This window comes from Methylobacterium platani (genome assembly GCF_001653715.1).
Lineage (GTDB): Bacteria > Pseudomonadota > Alphaproteobacteria > Rhizobiales > Beijerinckiaceae > Methylobacterium > Methylobacterium platani.
In genome coordinates, this window is sequence record NZ_LWHQ01000119.1 from 541 (window position 1) to 1271 (window position 731).

General features: G+C 62.2%; 1 pseudogene. It reads right to left on the bottom strand.

Annotated elements, in window-relative coordinates:
* Nucleotides 1-140: 140 nt before the first annotated feature.
* Nucleotides 141-731, bottom strand: a pseudogene (locus tag A5481_RS31635) (host specificity factor TipJ family phage tail protein); the annotation flags it as partial.

Consider the following 731-nt stretch of genomic DNA (forward strand, 5'->3'; position numbering starts at 1 on the left):
GGCCTCGCCCGCCAGGATGCCACCGCGCTCGGCATCCTCGGCCGCGATGTACTGCATCTCCATCCGACCCCAATCGATGATCCGGCCGGCCTCGTCATGCCTCACGAATGGCACAGGCGCCGAGGTGTATGGCCCCATGCTCATTTGCTCTCCTGAACGCTGATGTAGACGCCGCCGATGCCGACGTTGTTGTCGTCGACAACCTGATAGGTGTGAGATCCAACCCCCGGGTAATCAAGAATTGGATACGTGGTCGGGCCAAGGCGCAAATAGGAAGCATTCACGCCTGGGGTCGGATCGAAATCCATTGTGAAATTGGCTGGGATGGCGCCGATCAAGTTGCCGCCCCGATAGATCTTGATTGCCCCGGTACTGGTCCCCGTCTGACGGAAGCGCGAACTGAGGTCGCCAACCCGGTTGGCGAGCACCGCCACGGCCCGCGCCGTGCGAACGTTGATGGTCACGCTCGTTTGCTGGCCGTTCGACTGTGCCGACACGAGGCCCGAGATGGCGCCGTCCTTCACGTTGATGTTGTCGACCGTCAGGTTGCCGATCTGGGCCGAGGTCGTGATCAGCGACGTCGTCGAGAACATCCGGGCGGTGAGCAGCCCGTCCACGAACATGTCGGCCGAGACCAGCAACTGGAACGGATTGCCGCCGTCGAGGCGCTTTGCGCCAACGAGCACGAAGCCACCCGTTTTGTCGTCGATGTAGCCCGTGACACCGTACTG